The organism is Maribacter algicola (assembly GCF_003933245.1).
GTDB lineage: Bacteria > Bacteroidota > Bacteroidia > Flavobacteriales > Flavobacteriaceae > Maribacter > Maribacter algicola.
Genome location: NZ_QUSX01000001.1, coordinates 260,880 through 282,433 on the forward strand (window position 1 = coordinate 260,880; position 21,554 = coordinate 282,433).

Here is a 21,554-nt window from a genome sequence, read left to right on the forward strand (position 1 = left end):
TTATTCGTTAATTAATCGGTAAATTAAAATAGCGGTTCTTTTGGTCAACGCTTCAATGGTGTTCAGATTCACGGTTTCCTGTGGTGTATGGGCGCCCGTGCCCATGGTGCCCAATCCGTCCAGGCAATCCACATATTCCGCCACAAAAGAGGTATCCGCAGCGCCTCTTCTACCGGGATCATAAGCGACTACCTCTCCCTGATTTAAATCGAGGCTGACTTGATTCAATTTTTGCAAAAGGGCATGATTACCTTGGGTCGGTGCCATGGCCGGGTACATATCGGAAAATGAAATCGTCGCCGAAGTCTTTGGGAGGTTTTCCGCAACGATTGCCCTCATTTTCTCCCGGGTACGTTCTTTTTGCTCCTCCGAAATAAACCTCAGTCCACCCCGTACCTCGGCCCGTTGGGCGACCACATTCGTTTTTCCAAAAACGGTGCCTTTGCTTGTCATGTCATCAAAGGTCACAAAAGTACCTCCCAACAACGTCCCGGGATTGAAGGTCAAAAGTTCCTCCCCTTTTACATCGGAATAAAAACCATGAAGGATACGGGACATTTCAAAAATGGCCCCCGCACCCGTATTTTCACTAAAGATACCCGAAGAATGGGCCCGTTTCCCCTCTACTTCCACCTTCCATCCCGAAGAGCCACGTCGAGCTACGGTAGCGTAGTTAAACCCGGTCGATGTTTCAAATCCCAAGGCAATATCGCTTCTTTTGGCGGCATCTATTAAGTCCTTCCTACTTATCTCCAAAGGGTCCCCGGCACTTTCCTCATCGCCCGTTAGGGCCACAATAATCTGGGCATCGCCCAACAAATTATTTTCTTGCAAGGCTTTTAGGGCATACAGAATAATGAGGTTGCCACCTTTCATATCATTGCCTCCAGGGGCGTGGGCCGTACTGTCACTGACCATCGTAAAGGTTTGAAAAGGGCTGTCCTCCTCAAAAACGGTATCCAGATGTCCGATTAATAACAGCTTTTTTCCTTTGGAACCTTTGGTCTCGGCAAACAAATGCCCTGCCCGGTTCATTTCCGCGGGCATGGAAATCCAATTCGTTTCAAAACCGATGTCGCCAAAAGCAGTACTGAATTCGGCCCCCACCTTCTTCACCCCTTCCAAATTCAGGGTGCCGCTGTTGATGTTCACCACCTTTTCCAAAAAGCCAATGGCATCGGGATTATTGGCTTCGATACTTTTGATGATTTTTTTCTCGGTGCGGGATAGTTTTTGTCCCGTTACATTTTGGAAAATTGGTAACAAGAGAACGACGAATAGGATTTTTCGAATCATAACATTTGGTTTGATCCAAATGTACCTAAAACAGAAACAAAAAGAAATACCGATACTTTCAGGTCTTATAATTACTCAAAGCGAATGGCCTTCACAGGCGAAATCTTGGTGATGATGTAGGAGGGAATCAAGAGCATCAACAGGCACAGGAAAAGCACCCCGATATTCAATAGCAACACCGTAATCAAATTAATATGCACGGGTATGTATTCGATATAATATTCCTCTGGATTTGGAAACTTAAACACCCGATATCTGTCCTGCACCCATATAAAGCCTAATCCAATCAAATTTCCCCAAAACAGCCCAATCCCTATCAAATAGGCTGCATTGTACAAAAAGACCTTTCGAATGCTCCAGTTGGTGGTACCCAAGGCTTTTAGTATTCCTATCATGGGGGTGCGTTCCAAAATGAGCACTAAAAGGGCTGTAATCATGTTGATGCCACCTACAATGATCATGATGCCAATAATCAGAGCGATATTAAAATCGAACAAGCCTATCCATTCAAAAATTTTATAGTATTTGTCCATCAATGTGGTGGTATTCAAATAAGAAACTGTCTTACTATAAATTTCGTTGTTCTTGGCATCGATGTCGTCAAAATTGTCCAGCAACACCTCAAAATTCCCCACCTCATCATCGGCCCATTTGTTCATTTGTTGAATGTGCCTGATGTCAATAAAGATATACCTATTGTCTATCTCTTCGAAACCACTGTCATAAATGCCTGAAATAACGAATTTCCGTTGATTCGGCATCTTATTGGTATCATCGTCCCTTAAAAAAAATGTAAAAAAAGAATCCCCAATACCCAATTTCAAACGGTTGGCGGTTAATTGGGAAATGAGGACCTCTGAGTTGAGTTCACCGGTGTAGTCAGGTAAAGTTCCGGCTACCAAAAATTCATTGATGGGCGTCCAATAGTAATCCTCTCCTACCCCCTTGGCTATAATGCCCTCGAACGTGTCCTCCGTTCGGATAATCCCTCCTTTCGTGGCTACGGCTTGCACATGTCGAATCCCGTCCACATCCGTAAATCTGGGATAGAAATCCTGTTTTGTGGATACAGGTGATACCGATACTTCAGACCGATTATTGTCATAGTTGGAAATCTGTATATGGCCATTGAAGGCCGTCACTTTTTCCCGAATCTTATGTTTTAGTCCTACCCCCGTAGCGATGGCAATCAACATCATTACAACACCAATGGCTATGGCCGCTATCGCAATTTTTATTATTGGCGCGGAAATACTAATTTTATGTTCCTTGCCCGTAATAAGCCGTTTGGCAATAAAATACTCTAAGTTCAAATGATGTTGTTTTTATACCGATTCAAAAATACCCTTTTTTTATCTTTCCTGATCTGCCTTTCATGCGGAAACTCGGGAAGGAAGACTGCGGATGTCTCTCCGGTTTTGGGCACGGAACCCATTCAGAAGGAAACCAAGCCAATTCTAGTAGCGGCCAATAGAACCGATGCATATCTTCCGCTGTTGGCAGGGAAATCGGTTGGCATTGTGGCGAACCAGACCTCAGTCATTTTTAAGGAAAACGGATATACCCACTTGGTCGATTCATTGTTAAATTTGAATGTCCACATAAAAAGGGTGTTTTCACCGGAACACGGTTTTCGTGGCAAGGCCGATGCCGGTGAAAAAGTGGACAGTGGTACGGATAACGAGACGGGGCTTCCCATCATTTCCCTCTATGGAAAGAACAGAAAACCTTCGGCAGAACAATTGGCGGGGTTGGATGTGGTCCTATTCGACATACAGGACGTTGGAACCCGATTCTATACGTATATCGCCACACTACAATTGATTATGGAAGCCTGTACCGAAAGTAATATCCCCGTTTTGGTTTTGGACCGACCCAATCCAAACGCCCATTACGTAGATGGCCCCACGATGCAAAAGGAACACTCCGGATTCTTGGGAATGAACGAAATCCCCCTAGTATATGGCATGAGTATTGGCGAATACGCTAACATGATCAACGGTGAAGGTTGGTTGGAAGGAGGCAAAAAATGTGACCTAACCGTTATTCCCTTAAAGAACTGGACACACGACAAATTTTATCAAATCCCTATACGCCCCTCGCCCAATCTACCGAATGATGTTTCCATCAATCTCTACCCTAGTTTGGGGCTTTTTGAAGGTACCAACGTCAATGCAGGTCGCGGTACGGAATTTCAATTTCAGCGGTATGGGGCTTCCTTCATGGATTCAACGTCTTATAATTTTTCCTATGTTCCGGAACCCAATTTTGGAAGTAAATATCCCAAGGAAGAGGGCAAAAATTGTTTTGGAAAAGACCTCTCCAATACCCCAAGAATAAGCGAAGTTTCCTTGCAATGGATTTTGGATGCCTATAAAAATACAACCGATAAAAGCAAGTTCTTTTTAACCGAGGGATTTACAAAGCACGCCGGCACCCCTGAACTTCAAAAACAAATCGAGTCGGGGCTTACGGAAGGGGAAATAAAGGCTTCTTGGCAACCAGAACTGGAGAAATTCAAGAAAATGCGAGCCAAGTATTTGATGTATGATTAAATTAATCAGCGTCACCTACAGTTGTTGGCCTACGGTATTTGTGAAAAGGCTGTTTTAGCAGTCCGGATATACTCGAATTTTCCGTTTCATCTGGGAAGGTATCCACACCGTACACGATCGATTCCCTGTCCAAATGCATATAGGTACCAAACAATCGGTCCCAAATGGCAAAAATATTTCCATAATTACTGTCCGTGTAAGGTAGCACATAGTGATGGTGGACCTTGTGCATGTCCGGAGAAACGATAATGTAACTCAGATATTTATCCAATTTTGTAGGCAGTTTAATATTGGCGTGATTGAATTGCGAGAGTACGACCGACAAGCTTTGATATAACATAATGATGCCAATAGGCGCCCCTACCAAAAGCACCCCTAACAAGGTAAATAGATAACGAACAAAAGATTCCAAAGGATGGTGCCTGTTCGCCGTAGTCGTATCCACGTGATGATCGGAATGGTGTACCAAGTGAACCATCCACAAGGGTTTTACCTTATGCTCCACCCAATGTGCCAAGTACGCCCCGATCAAATCCAACAGCATAACACCAAGTAGCACATACAACCACAAAGGCATTGCCGGTAGCCAATTAAGGATGCCAAAATCATTGGCCACGGTCCAATCTGCGGTTTTCAACAACAAAAACGCCAAGAAAAAATTAATGACGATGGTCGTTAGAGTAAAAAAGAAATTAGGGACGGCATGTTTCCATTTTTTATAGCGTAACGTGAATAACGGAACGATACCTTCCAAAACCCAAAAAAAAGTTATACCTCCCACCAGTATCAAGGAACGATGTGCCGAAGGAATCGTTTCAAAGTATTGAATTAATTGTTCCATATCCTTAAATATACAAAATCATGTCAATTTTTTTAAACAGGTTATACGGGAATCCGCTTCTTCATTTCCTCCACGATATTGTAGGCTGCTGGACAAATGGTTACATTCTTTAAAGTGATGTGGCTTATCTGTTGGAACTTTTTCCTGTCGGTATGGGGAAACTCCCTGCAGGCTTTAGGCCGCACCTCGTAGATAGCGCAATAATTATCGGCATCCAAAAAAGTGCATGGCACTTGCTGAAGCACATAGTCGTTCTCCTCATCGATGCGTAGATAGGCATCGATAAATTGCTGGGGCTTCATTCTAAAATGCTTGGAAATTCGTTCAATATCAGCATTCGTGAACAAAGGACCGGTAGACTTGCAGCAATTGGCACAGGTAAGGCAATCCGTCCGTTCGAATTCGGCTTCATGCAATTCCTGCATCACATAATCCAAATTCTTGGGCGGTTTCTTCCTTAATTTAGCGAAGAATTTCTTGTTTTCGGCTTTTTTATCGGAAGCCCATTGCGGAAGTTGTTTCAGTATCTTGTCCATCATCCAAATTTTCGCTCCAAAACTAGGTAAGTCCTGTTTAAAACGAGATTTTTGTAGCATTAAAAATATAAAATTTGTCAGAGGATATTTTGGGCAAGGCCCTTTTGGATTACCACAACCTTAAGTATACGGAAGATATCATCACCATTTCGTCCTTGGACGAGGAGGACCGTTTACCACTTCCTTATATGTTCCGTAGTTTTGAACAAATGCCCCTTTTGGAACAAATTGCCCTGGAGCATTGCAAAGGCATGGTACTTGATGTAGGTTGTGGGGCCGGCAACCATAGTCTTTATTTACAGAATAAAGGATATGAGGTGACGGGTTTGGACGCTTCTCCAGGGGCCGTTTCGGTATGTAGACAAAGAGGAGTTTTGAAAACGATACATGCTGATTTTTTAAGTTTGGACGGTCAACAATTCGACACGCTTTTGTTATTGATGAACGGTATAGGAATCACCGGAAAGCTAAAAAAACTGGACACGTATTTGAACCAAATGAAGCGGTTGCTCCGGCCAAACGGACAGGTTTTACTGGATTCCAGCAATATTCTATATATGTACGAATCAGACGAGGAGGATGGGGGCTACTGGATTCCTCAGAACGTGGACTATTACGGAGAGGTCACTTTTACGATGCGCTATAAAAACGAGGTAAGTGAACCGTTTGATTGGTTGTACGTAGATTTTAATACCTTAAAAAGAGCAGCCACGTTTAACGGTTTGCATTGTGACATGGTAAAACAAGGCGAAAACGACGACTATTTGGCCCGTTTGACCTTTTTGTGATACTTCTATAGTATCTTTAACGTTGTGCTATTGAAAAAGTTGATTATGAAAAAGTTTAAATTTGTGTCCCTTTTGGCGCTTTTTATCCTATTGGGTTCCTGTTCAAAGGACACTACGGAACCGGATGTACGTATAGACAAGACCCTTAATTTAAAGGGTACGGGGGATTCCGCCAACGATATACTGTCCAACGACACCTACGATAAACTTCAAATAGAGATTGCCTATGTTTCCGGGTTTAGGCCCACGGCAACGGCTATTTCAGAATTCACTAAATTTTTAAGGCTACATACCTTCAAAGAGGATATTGAATTCATATACAGCGAATTGGATTCCCCTAACGAGGAAAGCCTTACCTTGCAGGAAATCGCTGATCTGGAAACTGAAAACAGAAGCATCTATAGCAATGGCACTACTCTAGCGGTTTACATCTATTTTTCGGATGCGCCAGCGGAGGGTGACGAAGAGGATGAGGGTTTAGTGACCTTAGGTGCCGTTTTCAGAAATACCTCCATGATAATACATGAGGCCACCATCCGGCGATTGGCAGCTCAAAGCATATTAGTTAGCAATGCAGATGTAGAGGCGGCTACCCTAAACCATGAATTTGGGCACCTTTTTGGGTTGGTGAATTTAGGCACCACAGCCTTATCAGACCATGAAGATACTGCCGCGGAAAATCACTGCAATGTGGATGGGTGCCTTATGCGTGCGGAGCTGCAGTTTACACTTTCGGGAAAATCTTTTGACACTAAGAAAAGTGGCTATTCTGCGAATCTTAACCCGGCTTGCGTATTATCGGGTACTTCTGTAATGAGTTTATTGAGACCCTCAAAAACGGGCAGATCCGTTGAAATTCCCGGGTTGGATGCCGCTTGCATTGACGATATTCAAGGTAACGGAGCCAGATAGCCCCTTTTAAGGAATATTCAAATACTTATGGGTCTGTAAGGAAACCTTCCATTTGGGGTTTTTCATAACGTACTCCACGATCATTGGGGTTACCTTCTCCCGTACGCTCCACTCCGGTTGCAAATACAGGATACAATCCTTGTTCGTTTTGGCAGCCTGTTCTTCGGCAAATATTAAATCATGTTTGTTGTAAACAATCACTTTTAGTTCATGGGCTTCATCATATATACGACCCACAGGGAGTTTGTTTTTTTTGGGCGATAGACATATCCAATCCCAAGACCCTGTCAAAGGATAGGCACCCGAAGTTTCGATATGGGTTTTCAGTTTTTGGCCTTTCAACTTTTCCGTCAACGGTCCCATATCCCACGTCAAAGGCTCACCCCCTGTAACCACAATGGTATCCGAATATTTTGCCGCATTGTATACAATATGTTCGATATCTGTGGGCGGATGTGTTTCGGCGTTCCAACTTTCCTTTACGTCGCACCAATGACACCCAACATCGCATCCACCTACCCTTATAAAATAGGCCGCCGTACCTTTATGAAAGCCCTCTCCCTGAATGGTGTAGAACTCTTCCATTAAAGGTAGAAATAACCCTCTATCCACCAATGCCATGGTATCCATTTTCTCCATTCGTCAAAGATAGGAAAAGACAGGGTTATAGTTTTCAGTCCTAGGTACCAATTTTAAGAGGAAAGAGTGTCTTTGGCAATGCAATCCACCACCTTATAGACCTTACCATCATATTTGGTAAAAAGATAGAGTTCGCCAGCACTGTCCATGCCCCATCTAAGATCCACCCGGGCACCGCCCAACAAGGTATCAAAGGAGGTAGCCTCTCCGTTAAGGACAAACCCTATTTTTTGGATGGGTGCCTGCTGTCCCTGATGCACATTAGTTACATCTGCCATGAATAGGGTACCACGTGGAATATCGCCAAAGAGGTATTTGCCTTGCAGTTTTTTTAATGTACCATGATAGGTATAGCCCCCAGAGACCGCATTGCCCTCATCATGATCATATTGTATGATGGGATAGGCAAAGCCATTATCATCTTTGGGTAGCGGATAGACCACCTCTGTATTGGCATCGGCATCAAAAACAAAGGTACCCTCCCTGTTGGGCCAACCATAATTGCCTCCTTTTTCCACAAGGTTCACTTCCTCAACGCTATGCCTCCCTATATTGGAGACATACATCCGCCTTTGGTCCAAGGCATCCCAAGAAATGCGATGGGGATTTCTAAATCCATAGGCCCATATTTCGGGGATATCCTCGCTATTTCCAACAAAGGGATTATCGTACGGAATACCGTATCGACCGTTTACGCTATTATTACCCAAAGGATCTATTCTGATTACCGACCCCCATATTTTGTCCTTTCGACCCACAAATTGGGGTTTATCGGCATATATTGCCCCGCCATCACCAATACATAGGTACAGTAGTCCGTAATCCGAATCTCCCTTTTTGGCCATTGGATTAAAGGATACCTCTTGAAACCCGTGTGAGGAACCCAACATATCCACCCTCAGCAGTTCCCTTTTCGACCCACTGAAATGTTGCGCTTCCGGATTTTGAGCCTTCCATTCTGTAAGAACCCATTGCAGCCCAACCTTTAGACTATCCGGCAATGCGAAATCAGCGTCACGCATATGGGCCGGCTCCGTATGGGTGGTGTATAGCAGTCCGTTCTGTTCAAAATTTGGGTGAATGTCAAAACTACCTAACCCGGTCCCAAAACCTGGTGCATTGATAAAATTTGGTAGCTGCTGGACCATATCCAGATACGTTTTGACAGTAGAATCCTTCGCCTCGTATAATTTACCGTTAAGATCAGCAATAAAAAGTCGTTCCCCTTCAGAGAAACGCAAGGCGGCCAATTTATTGATGCGCGCCTTGGGATGATGTTCTGCACTGGCGGGCACTTGAAGCACCTCGTCCAATACCAACAGGAGGTTGGACTCATTTATTTTTTCCGTTATGGGGTCTGACAAAGCTCCGGGTCTTTTCTTTTTACTCTTTCTTTCCGCTTCGGAATACTTATGGATAAATCCCAATAGTGCCTCCAATTCATCTTCTGAAAAATACCCAAAAGCAGGCATATATGTTGAATAGGCTTCATAAAGTTGAACGCTTCTTTCGTCACCGGCCTCTATTTTTCTCTTGGGATTCCTTATAAAATCAGTAAGCCAAGCCTTATCCGCCTTAAGGGTAACACCGGCCAAATTGGGACCAATATTATCTGCATTAAAATCATGACAACTAGCACAATGCATATTGAACAATTGCATGCCTTTCTGAACGGATAGTTCATCTTGCCGGTAATTGTCTACTCTGCCCGCTTTAGGGTGCAGGTCCTTTTTTACACTGCTATTACAAGAAAAAAGGGCCAGACAGAGGCCCAAAAGTATATAAATCTGCCCCTTTGGCACTAAAAATAACATGATGGTAAATTTAAATGATGTGGTTTAAGCTCTTTTCAGCGCCCTAAACACCACGATTTATTTTAATTTTTGTGGGTAGGCGTACTACCCTATACTACCCCTAAGATACACATAGCACTTAAAATCACAGCAGAAAAATGCTTTGACGAGTGGTGATTTTTTTTGGGTTTTGGAATACAATCCCTTTTTCTATTGCTTAAAAATCTTCTATTTTTAACAAAAAATAAAAGCATGGCTTCCAAGGAAAGTTTTTTTGAGCATATTGAAAACGGATACGCTACCAAAGGTGATTATATCACCATGGGTGCCGCAATGTTAAACGGCGAAGCCATGACCAATGCTTTGGTAAAGGTGCCTTTGAAAACACTGAACCGTCACGGTCTAATCGCGGGGGCCACCGGAACGGGAAAAACCAAAACCTTACAGGTGTTGGCGGAGAATCTATCGGACAAGGGAATTCCTGTACTTCTCATGGACCTGAAAGGCGACTTGAGCGGATTGGCACAACCCAGCCCAGGTCACCCAAAAATTGATGAACGCCATGCCAAGATTGGAATACCTTTCGAGCCCAAAAGTTTTCCCGTGGAGATTCTTTCCTTATCGGAGCAGGGCGGAGTCAAATTACGGGCCACCGTATCTGAATTCGGCCCAATTTTACTATCCAGGATTTTGGACCTATCAGAAACCCAAGAAGGCATCGTAGCGGTAATTTTCAAATATTGTGACGATAATAAACTACCCTTGTTGGATCTGAAGGATTTTAAAAAGGTATTGCAATATGCCACGGGTGAGGGCAAGGCCGAATTTACCGAAGAGTATGGACGGATTTCAACCAGCTCCACAGGAACGATCCTTAGAAAAATAATCGAGTTGGAACAGCAGGGAGCCGACCTTTTTTTTGGTGAGAAATCCTTCGAAGTGAATGACCTTACCAGAATTGATGATAACGGACGGGGATACATCAACATTATCCGGCTTACGGATATTCAGGATAGGCCCAAACTCTTTTCAACCTTTATGCTCAGTTTGTTGGCCGAAATTTATGACACCTTTCCAGAGCTTGGAGATAGCGAAAGACCAGAATTGATTTTGTTCATTGACGAGGCCCACCTAATTTTTAATGAAGCGTCCAAGGCCCTGTTGGATCAGATAGAAAGTATCGTGAAATTGATACGATCAAAGGGAATCGGGCTGTATTTTGTTACCCAAAACCCTACAGATGTACCCAATGAAGTTCTAGCTCAATTAGGATTAAAAGTACAACATGCCCTAAGGGCTTTTACGGCCAGGGACCGAAAAGCAATCAAACTTACGGCCGAAAACTATCCTATTTCAGATTATTACGACACTAAGGAAGTACTTACCTCCTTAGGGATTGGGGAAGCCTTAATTTCTGCATTGGATGAAAAAGGAAGGCCCACGCCATTGGCGGCCACCTTATTAAGAGCACCTATGAGCCGGATGGATATATTATCAGATACGGAATTAAAGGAGCTCATTGACAAATCCAAGTTGGTAAAAAAATATAGCGAAGTAATCGATCGCGAGAGTGCCTACGAAATATTGAACGAGAAAATTGACAAGGCCGAGCAACTAGCGCAAAAAGAAAAGGAAAAAGCCCAAACCAATCGAAGAACCTCATCCACCAGAAGAAGTACTAGACAAAATCCGGTAATTAAAGTGCTGACCAGTGCAACGTTTATACGGGGAGTGCTCGGTGTATTAAAAAAAGTTATGCGATGATCTGTTTGAAATGAGCTACAGCTTATGCTTATATAGTAAGACATGACAAAATGCGAATAATGGCCCAGTACTGAGTGGAGTTGAAGTATGACCTTTAAAACAGTATTTAAGAACACATGAAATCAATCAAAACAATCATTATTCTTTTTTCTTTGATCATTATAGCACAGTGTCAAAAAGAAGATGACAATACTTTTAAAATCACCACAGATCATGTGGGTAAATTAAACAAATCAAGTTTGGCAAGGGATTTGGACCTCATTTACGAAAACGACTCCGTAGTCCGTGATACCATTCAGTCCAACTTTGGGAACGGTTCCAGTAAAATTAAAATCTATGAAAAAGGGGGCGCACTATTGCTTACCCTAACTCCCAATATGGATAGTATTCCCACCATTCAGAACGTTTTGATAAACGATAAGCGTTTCAAGACCGATACCGGAATCAATATTGAAAGCACCTTTAAGGATATTCAAGAGAAATATGAAATAAAAAAAATAATTACCTCCATAAACAATGTAATTATCCTATTGAAGGATAGTGACATCTATTTTACGATTGCCAAAGAGGAATTGCCAGAAAATCTTCGCTACAAGGCAAATACCAATATTGAGGCCGTTCAAATTCCCGATGCGGCGAAAATAAAGTATATGATGGTAGGTTGGGATTGATTTTACCAAGTTCACCTTACATCAATTTGACAAGGATTTTTTATGAAAGCATTGTTTAAAAAACTCATTCCTAAATTTTACGGAGCTTTATTAAACCTTTATGTTTTCCTAAGTCCTACAAAAGCAGCTTCAAAAGCGTTCACAATTTTTACGAAAGTCAGAAAAGGAAGGGTTTTGCCTAATCAAAAGGAATATCTAGACCCTGTCAAACATGAACGAATAGAGGTTACCGGCCACATGATACAAACGTACAATTGGCCCGGTGATAGGGAGACGGTATTATTGATTCATGGCTGGGAAAGCAACACATGGAGGTGGCATAAGCTACTTGAGAAATTGACACAGGCCAATTATAATGTAATCGCATTTGATGCCCCTGCTCATGGCTATTCAACGGGTGAACACCTATATGTTCCTTTGTATGCCGAAGTGTTGGAACAAATGATAATCAAGTATAGGCCACATCATCTTATAGGGCATTCCGTTGGGGGAATGACCATATTATATAACGAATATCGAAATCCAAACGATGCCATTGAGAAAATAGTGACTATAGCTTCCCCTTCTGAATTTCATGAAATTATAGATCATTTTCAAACTCTTTTAGGCTTATCCAATCGTATGTTAGACGCTTTGGAAACGTACATAAAAAAGCGGTTTGGATTTACCATACGAGAGTTTTCGTCTTCCAAGTTTGTATCGACGAATAACAAGAAGGGATTGCTATTTCATGACAGATGGGATAAAATTACTCCATATCACGCTTCAGAACGGGTTCACGCCGTATGGCAAGAAAGCATTTTTTATAGTACCGAAGGTTTGGGCCACTCCATGCATCAGGACGAGGTAAACGATAAAATCATTGCCTTTTTACAAGATAAGATAACTCAATAGGACAAAAGCCCTACTTTTTTCCAATCTTTTGGCTAGTTTTAAAATAAAAATGGCAAAAGAAAAAAATAGATCTGGAATTTTGAACGAGGAACAGTACGAGGCACTCGTAGAAAAAGGGTATAGCAAGGAGAAGTCCGCTAGAATTGCGAATACACCAGATTCCGGAAAAAAAGGCGGAAAGGCTCCAAATTATGAAGAGAGGACCAAAAAAGAGCTTTATGAAAAAGCGAAAGAAATTGGTATCGAAGGACGTTCTAAAATGAACAAAAAAGAGTTAATTTCGGCGTTAAGAAATAACTAAAGAATGAACAACGTTTCACCCTTTCACATTGCCATTCCGGTGCATAACTTGGCGGAATGCAGAAAATTCTATGGAGAAATACTGAATTGCGAAGAAGGAAGAAGTAGCGACCACTGGGTCGACTTCAACCTTTTCGGGCATCAGTTGGTCATCCATTACAAACCTAAATCCGAGACGGATTCGCTTCACCACAATCCGGTGGACGGCCATGATGTCCCCGTTCCACATTATGGGGTAGTATTGCCATGGGACACCTTTGAAAGTTTTTCCGAAGAACTAAAACAGAAAGGCGTAAAATTTATCATTGAGCCCTACATAAGATTCAAGGGACTTGTTGGTGAACAGGCCACCATGTTCTTTTTGGACCCTGCTGGTAACGCTTTGGAGTTTAAGGCGTTCAAGGACATGGGGCAATTATTCGCCAAATAAACTATTGTGACCAAGAAGTAGGGACCCTGTCCCAACGGTGTTTTTTAAGTTCCTTGATTAATTCCTTTGGTAGGGATTTACCATCACTGGTGGCAGAATTAGCCAATACATTACGCTGTTTTCTCATTCCAGGAATGGTGGTACCTACATGTTTGTTCTCCAAAATAAATCGGAGTGCCATTTCCGCCATGGTCATGCCTTCCGGAATTAGGGGCCTAAGGGCGTCCGCGTGTTCAACGGAAGAATTTAGATTTTCCGGGACAAAGTAGGTACCCCGCCAATCTCCCTCCGGGAACGTGGTTTCCTTGGTCAAATTACCCGTCAACGTCCCTTCGTCAAAAGGAACCCTCGCTATGACCCCAATATCCAGTTTCTCGCAAAGCGGAAAGAGTTTGTCCTCTGGCGCTTGATCAAAAATATTGTAGATAACCTGAACGGCATCCAACAATCCTGTTTCGAGTGCCAAAATTCCATTTTCTGGCTCCCAACGGTTCATACTGATTCCCATAGCCGCCACCTTACCGGACTTTTTCAAATCCTCAACAGTCCGCTGCCACTCTTCCCGCTCGCTCCAGGTATCGTCCCACGTATGGAACTGCATCAAATCTATTTGTTCGAGTCCGAGGTTTTTAAGGGTTTTATGGGTGTATTCCATGATATGGTCCGTAGGATAGGAGTCCTCAAAAGCATATTCCGGTTTGGCGGGCCACTGAAAATTCTTGGGAGGAATCTTGCTAGCCGTATATAATTTTTTGGAGGGATGTCTTTTTACAAGGTCGCCCAAAAGTTCCTCGCTATGGCCTTCGCCATAACCCCATGCCGTATCAAAAAAATTAACGCCGTTTTCTACGGCCAGATCAAGGGACTTGGCGGATTGCTCATCATCCGAAGCTTTCCAACCAGCCATGCCCCACATTCCATATCCTATCTCACTTACTTGCCAATCTGTCCTTCCAAACCTTCTATAATTCATCTGTGTATTTTATTTTTATTTATCTCCTATTGTTCGTTTTTCTACACCTTCAAAGGTGATTTTTACGGGCTTGATGGTCCCATCCTCATTGAATTCCATTACATCCAAACAAGTTACCCTGTGGTCTCTGTCCTCGTTGGGAATAGGTCTACGATGGTACACCATAATCCATTCATCCGTTCCGGGCACATTGATTACGGAATGATGGCCGGCTCCCGTGGCAACGGATTCGTCTGATTGCAATACCGTGCCTATTCGTTTATAGGGACCCGTAGCCTTATTTGCCATGGCATACACCACGCGATAGCTACCATCTGTCCAATTACCTTCGGACCACATAAAATAGTATATATTCTTTCGGAGAAACATAAAAGGACCTTCCACGTAGCCTTCCGGAGTAATTTCCCTAAAAATACTGCCATCTTCCCAAGGTACAAAACCTGTAAAATCATCATTTAATTTACCAAGGTTGCAATGGCTCCAACCTCCATAGAAAAAATAATGTGTTCCGTCCACATCCTTAAAAACGAATTGGTCGATTGGTTGGGCATCATTGTAAAAATCGGATATCAACGGTTTCCCTAAATAATCTTCGAACGGACCTCCAGGCGAATCGGCCACGGCTACGCCAATCCCACCATAATGATTGATGTCGTTATTGGGGTCATAAGATGACCTGCCAGGTCTTTGTATATCATTGCCACCAAAGAACAGGTAATACTTTTTGTCCTTTTCAATAATGGAAGGGGCCCATAGGGCCTGCCTCAACCATGTAATCTTTGTAGTATCCAATATATTTTCATGCTTCTTCCACTCTATCAAATCTCTGGAAGAAAACGCATCAAAATGCAACTGTTTGTCATAATCATCCGAAAAAGTAGGATAAATCCAATATTCTTCACCAAAAACTACCCCTTCCGGGTCGGCATACCATCCCTCAAAAATGGGGTTGCCGGACATTGATGCTGTGTTACCCTTTTGACCAAAACCCAAATTACAGACCCATAATGCAGAGCATGCAAAAAATAATTGAATACATCTTTTTTTCATCTTTTGGAATTCTTGTTGCGTCAATTGTTTTAGTAAGTCAAATAGGAAGATATTTAATTACGAAATAAAATTATGTAACAAACCTCAAAATTCAAGAATTTTTAGCCTATTGAAAGCCCTTTACGCCGGACCCAGAAGTAGGCAAAAACTAGATTGGGCACCCATGCCAACCAAGCGACAATACGGTATGCCGGTTCAAAAGAACCTATAAGCAAAATTAATAGTGGCAACCAAATGCGTAGTGTGACCGCACCAAAACAAGCAGCATAACTATATATCATAAAGACCTTATGCTTTTCAAAATCCCTTTCTCGAGCCGCCCTATAGGCCGTAATGGTAAAATACAACCAACAAACGGCAAGCAGAAAAAAGCCTGTCTTTGCTATAGGGCCGCCAGTTGCATAAAAGGCAATAAAACCACCACAAATTCCACTTATGAGTACGGATACGACATATATCTTACCAATAAGCCTATGTCTGGCAAGGTTGGAATTCCTGAAGCGTTTGCTAAACTGTACCCAACCTACCATGAGGGCCACACCCCCAAAAAGGATATGACCAAAAAATCCAATATTCCAAATTACATTGGCCAGCAATTCCTGACTTTTGGAAAGCAACAATCCTATTTCCTCTTGGGCAAAGACATAGATTAATGGATATAGCCCTACGCCTATAGCCAAAAACCCGAATACGAACCATGCTACCTTATTCGTCCTATTCATAGCGCCAGCTTGTCAAATCGGCCCCTTGGGGAGCACTTTCTTCAATCCTTTTCATTATTTTTGGCACGTACATGGAGTTATATCGCAACCTGCTGATCGCATTGGGCAGCTCTGAATCACCGTTCCAGCAATGCTCGGCCCGATCCCCGTACAATACTTCCCCTTCATAATAGGGATCTGTGGTGCTCTCCAGAAAATCCTCCATGAGATACACGGCATTGTTTAGGTAATAGTTGTCCATATCCCCACAGTAGATGTGTATCTTCCCTTTGAGGTTTTCGCCCAATTTATCCCAGTCGCGCTCCATAATATATCGGAGATCGTAATTTTCCTTCCAATATTCGGCCACCTCGTGGTCAATCTCCCCCGTCATTTTATCCCAAATTCTAACTGGATAGCCATCATCGCCTTGGGGAGAGTAGGTGGCTTCCCATATATCCCACTGTTGCCCTGACCTGGATTTATCGCCTAACACCAATTCCAGATGATTTCCCTGCCTCAAGGTTGATTGGATATTGCCCAAATAATCCCTATGTGAAGGTACTTCCAATTTTTTATGGGCAGCGTCATAGTAATAGGCATTATCATCTTCGTAGATATTGGTAAGGCAATACGCCCTAAAATCGATAGGGTCCGGGCAAGCCGCAAAACATCCGTTGTATTCCTCCGGATACTTCACCTGAACGGCCAAGGCCTCCCATCCACCCGTGGATCCTCCATACAGAAAGCGGGACCATCCTTCGCCCATACCCCTAAACTCCTTTTCTATGTAGGGTATCAGTTCGTAGGTAATGGCATCGCCATAAGGCCCCTGACTGGCCGAGTTCACGGCATAAGAATCATCGTAATAAGGTGTTGGATGCTGAATTTCGATAATCAAAAACCTTGGAAAATCGGGTTCGTTCCATCTTTTATAAAAATCGTACGCCTCTTGCTGTTGGATGATGTTGTACCCTTTCAAATCGAACCTGGCGGAATAATCTGGTTCCAAATTCGGGTCTGGCGGCGTAGTCCTGAAGCCGCTAAAATCGGAAGGAAAATGTCCGTGAAAGACCATTAGGGGATACTTTGCTTCGGGATGTTCGTCAAAACCCTTCGGCAACAAGACATGGGCCCCCAGATAGATGTCCCTACCATAAAACTCGGATAGTTTTTCGGACTTCATCTTAATATGCTTTATCCACTCCGTATCCTCGGGCTCGGCTATAGGCGGAATCACCTGATCCATCTCCACGCTCACATTTTCAATGCCATTGCTGCCTACCCGAATCTTAAAGGGCTTACTGTACAGATTACCAGGCGAACTGTTCCATTGCTGCCCTTCGCCATTGTCCATGGGCAATTTTACTGTATGGCCAGTAGCCAGGTTAAACGTTTCATAAACATGTAGCAAGGCCTGCACATTGTATTCGCCCGGCGGAATATCTGCCATGCTGGGATACGGATATCCAAAAACAGTTTCGTCAAAGGTAATGGGCTTACCGGGATCCATATTATCCACGTTCATCCCAAAGATCAGTTGTGTGTTTAGACCATCGTTAATTTGAAAGCGAGGTTCCTTACTGTCATCGGAAGAAAACATCAGCAAAAGCCTACCATCCTTTGCCTCTTGGCTGACAGATGCATTAAAACTAACGTTTACGCTATAGGTAGACTCCTTGACTTTTTGGCAAGAACCCAATAGTAAAAGGGCAATACAGACGAGACAAAAATTTCTAATCATTTTAGGTCGGTTTTTGATTAAAAGGTAAACCATTTAAATAAGAATGCAAAAGCCTGCATTGTTTTTGTGAACCACTACAAAAATGATGTCAAAAAAGCTGTTTCGTAGTATATACGAACATACCATTTAAAGAAACCGTTCGTTTTATACTAGCATAGGATTTTAGCAATGTAATCCTATTATAAGCACACCCAAATCCTGAACGTTATGAAACCCTCATCGAGGGATTTATTATGATAAGTTAAATATCACTATAAAAGTAAATGTTTAAAAAAAAAGCTGTTAACCTAATTCTAAACGAATGAAAAAACTAATTGCGATAACCCTAATTTTCTCTGGAATCCTTACCGTTAGTAGTTGCGAATATGACGACAGCAACGACTTGGATATCTTAAGGCCGAATGATTCCACACAAACTGGGCAGGCCAGTAGCCAGTAGCCAGTAGCCAGTAGCCAGTAGCCAGTAGCCAAAGTTTAGATAACTAAAAACCCCACAATACTATTTGTAGGGCTCAAGTATTTGAAATAATTTTTCTTATTCCCTGCTCCTATGCCTTTCCCGAGCCAATAGGGTGTTTTTAAGCAACATGGCGATGGTCATGGGGCCAACACCTCCCGGAACGGGGGTAATAAAAGATGCTTTTTTACTTACGTTTTCGTAATCCACGTCACCTGTAATGTAATAGCCCTTTTCAGTGGAATCATCCGGAACCCTTGTGATTCCCACATCGATGACCACCGCATCGTCCTTGACCATTTCGGCCTTGAGGAAATTTGGCACACCGAGAGCGGAAATAACAATGTCTGCCTGAGAAATTATCTGGGTGATGTTTTTGGTATGACTATGGGTTAGGGTCACCGTGGAGTTTCCAGGCCAACCCTTTCGCCCCATCAAAATGCTCATAGGCCTTCCTACGATGTGGCTTCGGCCTATTACAACCGTATGTTTTCCCTTGGTATCGACTTGATAACGTTCCAACAATTCCAAAATACCAAAGGGTGTAGCAGGAATGAACGTACTCATATCCAAGGCCATTTTCCCGAAGTTCATGGGATGGAAACCATCAACGTCCTTATCCGGATGGACGGCCATGATGACCTTTTGGGTGTCGATTTGTTCCGGTAAGGGTAACTGGACAATAAATCCATCAATATCTTTATCCTCGTTCAGCTCGTGGATCTTCTTCAACAATTCCTGTTCCGATGTGGTGCTGGGCATTCGTACCATGGTGGATTCAAACCCTACGCGTTCACAAGCCCTTACCTTGCTACCAACATACGTTAGACTGGCACCATCGCTACCCACAATGACCGCGGCCAAGTGCGGGACCTTTTCCCCCCTTTCACGCATCTTTGCCACTTCAGCGGCTATCTCATCCTTTATCTGATTTGAAATTTTTTTACCGTCAAGAATTTCCATGTATTTCGTATTCAGTAGGCAGTTTCAGTAGGCAGTACATTACACTACAAAATTACCCGGGTTGTTCATTTTAAATTGAATCGGTTTTACCACCTATGTTATTTTTCTTACTGGTTATCCGATATTAACGCCCAAGACCGCTCATCATCTGCATCATCTTTTTACCACCACCCCCTTGCATCATTTTCATCATCTTGCTCATTTGGTCAAATTGTTTTAGCAATTGGTTTACTTCCTGCACCTCTCTTCCACTACCCTTTGCTATTCTTTTCTTTCTACTGGCATCCAGTTTGGAAGGATTGGACCTTTCGTCGGGCGTCATGGAATAAATAATCGCCTCAATATGCTTAAAAGCGTCATCGTCAATATCCAAACCTTTAAGGGCCTTTCCGGCCCCGGGAATCATCCCCATAAGGTCCTTCATGTTCCCCATTTTTTTGATTTGCTGGATCTGGCCTAGGAAATCGTCAAACCCGAATTTATTCTTGGCGATTTTTTTCTGAATCTTTCTGGCCTCCTCTTCATCAAACTGCTCTTGTGCCCTTTCCACCAGAGAAACAACGTCACCCATTCCCAAAATACGATCGGCCATACGGGAAGGATAGAAGATATCGATAGCCTCCATTTTTTCACCCGTACCGATAAACTTGATGGGCTTGTTTACGACCGATTTTATGGAAATGGCGGCTCCACCACGGGTATCACCATCGAGCTTTGTAAGGATGACCCCGTCAAAATTCAGGACATCGTTAAATGCCTTGGCCGTGTTCACAGCATCCTGCCCGGTCATGGAATCCACTACAAACAAGGTTTCTTGCGGATTGATGGCCTTATGGATATCCGATATCTCGTTCATCATCTTCTCGTCCACGGCCAAACGACCGGCAGTATCAATGATGACCACATTATGACCTTCCGCCTTCGCCTTGGCAATACCGGCCTTGGCGATGGCCACAGGGTCGTTATTGTCCCTATCCGAATACACAGGCACACCGATCTGTTCCCCAACAACGTGCAACTGGTCGATGGCCGCGGGTCTGTATACGTCACATGCTACCAACAAAGGGTTTTTAGATTTTTTCTTCTTTAGAAAATTCGCCAATTTCCCCGAAAAGGTCGTCTTACCGGAACCTTGCAAACCAGACATCAATATAACGGACGGATTACCAGATAGATTGATTCCTTCTGAATCGCCTCCCATTAATTGGGTAAGTTCATCCTTTACGATCTTTACCATCAATTGGCCCGGTTGCAACGTAGTCAAAACATTTTGACCTAGCGCCTTTTCCTTTACCCGATTGGTAAATTCCTTAGCGATCTTGAAATTGACATCCGCATCCAAAAGGGCCCTTCGCACCTCCTTGGTCGTCTCCGCAACATTGATTTCCGTTATCTGCCCATGTCCTTTTAGAACATGAAGGGCTTTATCCAACTTTTCGCTTAAATTATCAAACATCCTATTCCGTTTTTAATGGGAAAGCAAATTTAAGAATATCATTGCTAAACGGGCATAAACACTGCCAAAATCTAAAAACAAAAAGAGCATCCAAATTATGGACGCTCTTAAAGCTGGGATGTGGGGCAAAAAAGGTATTACATTTTCATTAGTAACATAGCAAGACCCATATCAACTTGAGTCAAGTTCGCATTAAATCGTTTTCCAGAAAACGTCCATCAACACCACCAACGAGGCCCAACTCTTTACTGCTGGTGGTGTATTTTTGGATGTTTTATTTTTATGGATTATATTTTTTCAAAAACCAAACGGTCGATACTTCCATCGCCACTTTCGTCTTTCAATTCGATTCGCGCACTGGAAAAGGAAACGATGTCCCAATCTTCGGAAATCTCTTCGAAACTGGCCGGTGAGGCGAAATAAATATTAAAATCAACATCGTCATCTGAACTACTGTCGTCATCACTACTACTAGAATCTGAAGTAATGGACCATGCGCCTGAAACGGAAGTTTCTCCATTGTCCGCAATAAGCCTACCATCCGACTCGAAAACAAAAGTATGATCGGAAAAATCATTTGTTTGATCAAGCCCATCCTCCTCAAAAAGAGCCACACGCCAACTGCCCGATGTAATGGTAGACTTGACCTGCTCTGCGTTTACTATTTCATTTACATCATTGGAATCATCAGAGGATTCACAGGCTACGAATACCAGACCCGTCAAGGCCATCACCACTAAGCTTAATTTTTTTAGTTTTTTCATTTTTAAAACGAGTTTTTTGATTGATAA

At 42.9% G+C, this 21,554-nt stretch carries 22 protein-coding genes; 9 read left to right on the plus strand and 13 right to left on the minus strand.

Annotation, left to right across the window (positions count from 1 at the left end; all coding sequences use genetic code 11):
• Positions 1–1,296: a M20/M25/M40 family metallo-hydrolase gene (locus DZC72_RS01075; RefSeq protein WP_125221086.1), complete on the minus strand. Its 1,296-nt coding sequence runs from the start codon at positions 1,294–1,296 to the stop codon at positions 1–3.
• A 71-nt stretch (positions 1,297–1,367) separates the two neighbouring features.
• Positions 1,368–2,609, minus strand: a complete 1,242-nt coding sequence (locus tag DZC72_RS01080) for an ABC transporter permease (RefSeq protein WP_125221087.1) — start codon at positions 2,607–2,609, stop codon at positions 1,368–1,370.
• 3 nt (positions 2,610–2,612) lie between these two features.
• On the opposite strand from DZC72_RS01080, the gene DZC72_RS01085 reads away from it, so the two are divergent.
• Positions 2,613–3,851 (plus strand): exo-beta-N-acetylmuramidase NamZ family protein, encoded by a 1,239-nt coding sequence (locus DZC72_RS01085; protein WP_125222555.1) that lies wholly within the window; start codon positions 2,613–2,615, stop codon positions 3,849–3,851.
• 1 nt (position 3,852) lies between these two features.
• Here DZC72_RS01085 and DZC72_RS01090 read toward each other — a convergent pair whose 3' ends face one another.
• A complete protein-coding gene (locus DZC72_RS01090) occupies positions 3,853–4,692 on the minus strand; it encodes a sterol desaturase family protein (protein WP_125221088.1) in 840 nt (279 codons plus the stop codon).
• 41 nt (positions 4,693–4,733) lie between these two features.
• On the minus strand, positions 4,734–5,228 hold the full coding sequence (locus DZC72_RS01095; protein ID WP_125222556.1) for a YkgJ family cysteine cluster protein: 495 nt from the start codon (positions 5,226–5,228) through the stop codon (positions 4,734–4,736).
• Positions 5,229–5,302: 74 nt separating this feature from the next.
• Between DZC72_RS01095 and DZC72_RS01100 the strand changes: the two genes are divergently transcribed.
• Both DZC72_RS01100 and DZC72_RS01105 read left to right on the plus strand, forming a co-directional pair.
• Positions 5,303–6,016 (plus strand): class I SAM-dependent methyltransferase, encoded by a 714-nt coding sequence (locus DZC72_RS01100; RefSeq protein ID WP_125221089.1) that lies wholly within the window; start codon positions 5,303–5,305, stop codon positions 6,014–6,016.
• A 45-nt stretch (positions 6,017–6,061) separates the two neighbouring features.
• A complete protein-coding gene (locus DZC72_RS01105; RefSeq protein WP_125221090.1) occupies positions 6,062–6,928 on the plus strand; it encodes a hypothetical protein in 867 nt (288 codons plus the stop codon).
• A gap of 6 nt (positions 6,929–6,934) precedes the next feature.
• Here DZC72_RS01105 and DZC72_RS01110 read toward each other — a convergent pair whose 3' ends face one another.
• Entirely contained in the window at positions 6,935–7,567 is a 633-nt protein-coding gene (locus DZC72_RS01110) for a 7-carboxy-7-deazaguanine synthase QueE (RefSeq protein ID WP_125221091.1), read from the minus strand.
• 53 nt (positions 7,568–7,620) lie between these two features.
• A complete protein-coding gene (locus DZC72_RS01115; protein ID WP_125221092.1) occupies positions 7,621–9,381 on the minus strand; it encodes a PQQ-dependent sugar dehydrogenase in 1,761 nt (586 codons plus the stop codon).
• A gap of 231 nt (positions 9,382–9,612) precedes the next feature.
• Between DZC72_RS01115 and DZC72_RS01120 the strand changes: the two genes are divergently transcribed.
• The 5 genes from DZC72_RS01120 (at position 9,613) to DZC72_RS01140 (ending at position 13,419) form a co-directional block, all read left to right on the plus strand.
• Complete coding sequence (locus DZC72_RS01120; protein ID WP_125221093.1) at positions 9,613–11,124, plus strand: helicase HerA-like domain-containing protein; 1,512 nt, start codon at positions 9,613–9,615, stop codon at positions 11,122–11,124.
• Positions 11,125–11,240: 116 nt separating this feature from the next.
• On the plus strand, positions 11,241–11,795 hold the full coding sequence (locus tag DZC72_RS01125; protein WP_125221094.1) for a hypothetical protein: 555 nt from the start codon (positions 11,241–11,243) through the stop codon (positions 11,793–11,795).
• 174 nt (positions 11,796–11,969) lie between these two features.
• Positions 11,970–12,689 carry an alpha/beta fold hydrolase gene (locus tag DZC72_RS01130; RefSeq protein ID WP_243641617.1) on the plus strand — a complete coding sequence of 240 codons (720 nt, stop codon included), beginning with the start codon at positions 11,970–11,972 and terminating at the stop codon, positions 12,687–12,689.
• 49 nt (positions 12,690–12,738) lie between these two features.
• Positions 12,739–12,990, plus strand: a complete 252-nt coding sequence (locus DZC72_RS01135; protein WP_125221096.1) for a DUF7218 family protein — start codon at positions 12,739–12,741, stop codon at positions 12,988–12,990.
• A 3-nt stretch (positions 12,991–12,993) separates the two neighbouring features.
• On the plus strand, positions 12,994–13,419 hold the full coding sequence (locus tag DZC72_RS01140; protein WP_125221097.1) for a VOC family protein: 426 nt from the start codon (positions 12,994–12,996) through the stop codon (positions 13,417–13,419).
• Position 13,420: 1 nt separating this feature from the next.
• Here DZC72_RS01140 and DZC72_RS01145 read toward each other — a convergent pair whose 3' ends face one another.
• The 4 genes from DZC72_RS01145 to DZC72_RS01160 all read right to left on the minus strand — a co-directional run bounded on the left by DZC72_RS01145 (position 13,421) and on the right by DZC72_RS01160 (position 17,887).
• Complete coding sequence (locus DZC72_RS01145; RefSeq protein ID WP_125221098.1) at positions 13,421–14,392, minus strand: aldo/keto reductase; 972 nt, start codon at positions 14,390–14,392, stop codon at positions 13,421–13,423.
• Between the two features lie 15 nt (positions 14,393–14,407).
• Positions 14,408–15,442 carry a glycoside hydrolase family 43 protein gene (locus DZC72_RS01150; RefSeq protein ID WP_125221099.1) on the minus strand — a complete coding sequence of 345 codons (1,035 nt, stop codon included), beginning with the start codon at positions 15,440–15,442 and terminating at the stop codon, positions 14,408–14,410.
• A 101-nt stretch (positions 15,443–15,543) separates the two neighbouring features.
• Positions 15,544–16,164 carry a DUF2306 domain-containing protein gene (locus DZC72_RS01155; RefSeq protein WP_125221100.1) on the minus strand — a complete coding sequence of 207 codons (621 nt, stop codon included), beginning with the start codon at positions 16,162–16,164 and terminating at the stop codon, positions 15,544–15,546.
• Complete coding sequence (locus tag DZC72_RS01160) at positions 16,157–17,887, minus strand: alpha/beta hydrolase-fold protein (protein ID WP_125221101.1); 1,731 nt, start codon at positions 17,885–17,887, stop codon at positions 16,157–16,159. Before DZC72_RS01160 ends, DZC72_RS01155 begins: the two co-directional genes overlap by 8 nt.
• A gap of 301 nt (positions 17,888–18,188) precedes the next feature.
• Here DZC72_RS01160 and DZC72_RS17665 point away from each other — a divergent pair, with 301 nt between their 5' ends.
• Positions 18,189–18,326 (plus strand): hypothetical protein, encoded by a 138-nt coding sequence (locus DZC72_RS17665; RefSeq protein ID WP_165869244.1) that lies wholly within the window; start codon positions 18,189–18,191, stop codon positions 18,324–18,326.
• A 96-nt stretch (positions 18,327–18,422) separates the two neighbouring features.
• On the opposite strand, the gene DZC72_RS01165 is transcribed toward DZC72_RS17665, so the two are convergent.
• The 3 genes from DZC72_RS01165 to DZC72_RS01175 all read right to left on the minus strand — a co-directional run bounded on the left by DZC72_RS01165 (position 18,423) and on the right by DZC72_RS01175 (position 21,527).
• On the minus strand, positions 18,423–19,307 hold the full coding sequence (locus DZC72_RS01165) for a bifunctional 5,10-methylenetetrahydrofolate dehydrogenase/5,10-methenyltetrahydrofolate cyclohydrolase (RefSeq protein ID WP_125221102.1): 885 nt from the start codon (positions 19,305–19,307) through the stop codon (positions 18,423–18,425).
• Between the two features lie 124 nt (positions 19,308–19,431).
• Positions 19,432–20,763, minus strand: coding sequence for a signal recognition particle protein (ffh, locus tag DZC72_RS01170; RefSeq protein WP_125221103.1), 1,332 nt, complete (start codon positions 20,761–20,763; stop codon positions 19,432–19,434).
• A 287-nt stretch (positions 20,764–21,050) separates the two neighbouring features.
• Positions 21,051–21,527 carry a hypothetical protein gene (locus DZC72_RS01175; RefSeq protein WP_125221104.1) on the minus strand — a complete coding sequence of 159 codons (477 nt, stop codon included), beginning with the start codon at positions 21,525–21,527 and terminating at the stop codon, positions 21,051–21,053.
• Positions 21,528–21,554: the final 27 nt, after the last annotated feature.